Source organism: Bartonella sp. MU70NMGDW, from assembly GCF_042194085.1.
In the GTDB taxonomy this organism is placed as follows: domain Bacteria; phylum Pseudomonadota; class Alphaproteobacteria; order Rhizobiales; family Rhizobiaceae; genus Bartonella; species Bartonella grahamii.
Genome location: NZ_JBHIMK010000150.1, coordinates 1 through 3,210 on the forward strand (window position 1 = coordinate 1; position 3,210 = coordinate 3,210).

Annotated in this window: 5 protein-coding genes; all 5 read right to left on the bottom strand. The window is 35.2% G+C overall.

Annotated features, from left to right (window positions below; translation table 11 throughout):
- The coding region (locus tag ACFIKE_RS08930) for a hypothetical protein (RefSeq protein ID WP_375649403.1) at positions 1–521 on the bottom strand (521 nt) is incomplete at its 3' end.
- The gene (locus tag ACFIKE_RS08935) at positions 518–661 is read right to left on the bottom strand and encodes a TrwH protein (RefSeq protein WP_375649405.1); all 144 of its coding nucleotides are present in this window, start codon (positions 659–661) and stop codon (positions 518–520) included. The genes ACFIKE_RS08935 and ACFIKE_RS08930, both read right to left, overlap by 4 nt.
- A gap of 239 nt (positions 662–900) precedes the next feature.
- Positions 901–1,746: a type IV secretion system protein gene (locus tag ACFIKE_RS08940; RefSeq protein ID WP_375649408.1), complete on the bottom strand. Its 846-nt coding sequence runs from the start codon at positions 1,744–1,746 to the stop codon at positions 901–903.
- A 183-nt stretch (positions 1,747–1,929) separates the two neighbouring features.
- Entirely contained in the window at positions 1,930–2,751 is an 822-nt protein-coding gene (locus tag ACFIKE_RS08945; protein ID WP_375649410.1) for a type IV secretion system protein, read from the bottom strand.
- Entirely contained in the window at positions 2,748–2,891 is a 144-nt protein-coding gene (locus ACFIKE_RS08950) for a TrwH protein (protein WP_273790050.1), read from the bottom strand. Before ACFIKE_RS08950 ends, ACFIKE_RS08945 begins: the two co-directional genes overlap by 4 nt.
- Positions 2,892–3,210: the final 319 nt, after the last annotated feature.

The window sequence follows — 3,210 nt, forward strand, 5'->3', positions numbered from 1 at the left end:
TCGACAATTTGTGTAAAGCGGTTCTCTGCGTCTTGGAAAGTTTGCAAACTTACAGCTTTATCGACAATTCCACTATAGTTAAGACGGGTATTAATTATTGTGCGCATCTCATGATACGGCAATGACCAGAAGATAAACCTTTTCTCTTCGTCAAGAACAGAATGTAAAAGGTCTCGAAATTGTCCAACATCTACGTCACTGTAGTTGGAATGCGTTTTTGGATAGATAGAAGGCGAATCTTGTATGAAAAAGCTCTTGTTCTCTCCTATTGTTGGTTTTTGGATTCTATTTCCTGTTATAGACTGATGGATTTTTTTCGCGTTTTCGATCTGGTTTTGGCTTTCTTTAATTTGTTGGTTTAATAACTCAATAATTTTCAGATATTCTGTTTTTGAAACAGGGAGAGGAATTTGAATAGTTGAATCTTGAGCCCCAGAAGCCCAACTAAAGTTAGACGTTAGAGTTAAATTTATCATTCCCAAAAGGGTAATCATTCCTGTTATAATAAATATCTTTTTCATCTGTTTGCTCTCTTGATTTCGGCAGGGATTGTTTTATTAATAGGCACCCGGTTCCTATCATTTGGCTGTTTTAGCTTTGGTGCTAATGCACAAGCCGATAAAAGGTTTGCAATCAAAATTACAAGAATGATCGACTTCATTTTAATATGACTCTTTTTTATTGTTATATACATCCTGATATTTGTTGTCATTATTATTATTTTGAACATAAAGTAAAGTACGTTGTGTGTAATTATTTTACTTTTTTATTCCATTTTAATTTATAAAAACAGCTCAATTTCAGTGCGAATATTTTTTACTTTAGGATTGGATATTCTTGTTATTTTGTCACATGGGTATTAAGGGCGTCTGTTACGGGAACCATTGATTTTTATCTCATCTAGTTTCTATGTCTCCATAGATGTCCAAATGTAATGCCTTTTGCGAGAGAATTGGCAACGCTTGATAGTTTGAGTAACAGCATGATGGATATAATGGACAAGATGAGAGCTCCCCCAAACATGAAGCTTATATTCTGGTTGTAATCGAGTTTCATGTCGCTCAAATAGTTTGCAAAGATATTCATCATCAGATTAAATACAGTGGCTAAGAGTAGAAAGAGGATTATATAATTGACGACTTGGATTATCCATTGCTCGAAAAGGCGATGAGTTGGTTGCCAGAGCAAAGCAACGATGAAGAGAGGTCCCCATCCGACGAGAAGTGTAATAGCGAGTTTTGTCAGGAGCACGAGACCACCACCGATTGCTACTACGAGGCTTGTTGCCAACAAGATGATGATGCCTAAGAGACTGTAAAGCAGTCCATTGGCTTCGAAGAAGACGGTTTCTTCGAAAAGACGGCCTGCATATTGAAATCCTTTGGTTGCTGTTGTGTCCAGTAAATTCATTAATTGTGTATCATTGAGTGGATTTGTTATGAGCGCTTTTGATAACTCATAGGGCATTTGTGTTATCAAATCCGCAATTTCACTCTGATAAAGTCCTGTGGTAAGGGCTATTGAAGTAATAATACTTATTCGTAGGAAACGATTTACAAATCCGGAGAGAGGCATATCTATAGCGCCACGAATGATGAGCCAACCATAGATGATAAAAGCAATTGTGATACCGATTGATACAAAGGGTGTAATTGTAGCTATTGTTTTTGAGGAAAGATCCGTGACATATGTTTTTGTTATCTGATCAATTTTATTGAAAAGTTGCGTGAACACTGTAAAGTCCATGGAATTCCTCTTTAACGAATTTTCAACTTTTTATTACCTTGAAACATAGATACATGCTAAACGCGTTATTCGCATTTATACATTACCTAAGTATTTGCATTACGATATCTTGGCTTTGATAAAATCTCTGTGCCTCTTTGAATTGTTCGGATAGTACTGAACCTTCTACAGTGGCTTTTGTTTTTATCGTATGGTAGGCATCCCTTTTGCTTCATGGTTAAAAAATTTCATACTAAGTTCGCGTTTTTTCCTTTTGATAAGTGATTGCTCAGCCTTACGTAAATACGCCACCATTTCCATCTTTATAAATTCATTTTGGATCATGGCTAATGAACCATCGATATGTGCTTGAAGATCTGCAGTATCTTTCAGGTTTTCTTTTGTTTGAAGTTCATCAAATAGATGTTGGAGGTATTTAAAACGATTTTCTACGGTTTCAAAAGTTTCTAAACTTACAGCTTTATCTTGTATCGATGCAAATTGTAAACGCTCCGAAATAGCTTTGCCCATTTGATCAAAAGTCCCAGAAATTTTGTTTTCTTCCTCTAATACCTTTTGATATGATTCCCTTGAAAGCTTATCACTCTTATAGAGCGCTTCTGGCTCTTTGAGAAAAAAACTAGAAAAGTTAATTGTTTTAGGTTCAGTTTTCTGATTCTTTGTTATAGCTTGATAGGTTTTTTCTGTTTGCGAAATTTGTTCTTTTTTTAACTCAAGCTGTTTTTTTAAGAGCTCAATAATTTCCTCTTTTTTTAATAGCTTAATAAGCTCCAGATATTCTGCAGGTGGAGTAGGTGGTGTCGGTGGAGCTGGTAGAGCAGGTGGTGTCGGTGGAGCTGGTAGAGCAGGTGGTGGTGGTGGAGAGGGATTATTTATTGTCTTATGATCTACAGTCTTCGGAATACACACTGTCTTAAAAGTTCTGGAGCTCCAGTAACAATTATTAGCGAGAGCTGACGTTCCAAAAATTATACTGATCGCTATAATGATAATTATCTTTTTCATCTGTCTCCTCGCTTGATTTCGGCAGGGATTGTTTTATTAATAGGCACTCGGTTCCTATCATTGGGCTGTTTTAGCTTTGGTGCTAATGCACAAGCTGATAAAAGGTTTGCAATCAAAATTATAAGAATGATCGATTTCATTTTAATATGACTCTTTTTTACTGTTATATGCATCCTAATATTTATTTTCATTATTATAATTTTGACACTAAATTAAAGTGTATAGTTTACGATAATTTATCTTTTCTTAATTTCATTTTTTAATTTATGAAAATAGCTCAATTTCAGTGCGAATATTTTTTACTTTAGGATTGGATATTCTTGTTATTTTGTCATATGGATATTAGAGGCTTCTGTTACGGGAACCATTGATTTTTATCTCCTCTAGTTTCTATGTCTCCATAGATGTCCAAATGTAATGCCTTTTGCGAGAGAATTGGCAACGCTTGATAGTTTGAGT

Excerpts from the sequence above, each read along its gene's own strand:
- ACFIKE_RS08950 (WP_273790050.1), bottom strand. The coding sequence starts at position 2,891 with ATGAAATCGATCATTCTTATAATTTTGATTGCAAACCTTTTATCAGCT.
- ACFIKE_RS08935 (WP_375649405.1), bottom strand. The coding sequence starts at position 661 with ATGAAGTCGATCATTCTTGTAATTTTGATTGCAAACCTTTTATCGGCT.
- ACFIKE_RS08940 (WP_375649408.1), bottom strand. The coding sequence starts at position 1,746 with ATGGACTTTACAGTGTTCACGCAACTTTTCAATAAAATTGATCAGATA.
- ACFIKE_RS08945 (WP_375649410.1), bottom strand. The coding sequence starts at position 2,751 with ATGAAAAAGATAATTATCATTATAGCGATCAGTATAATTTTTGGAACG.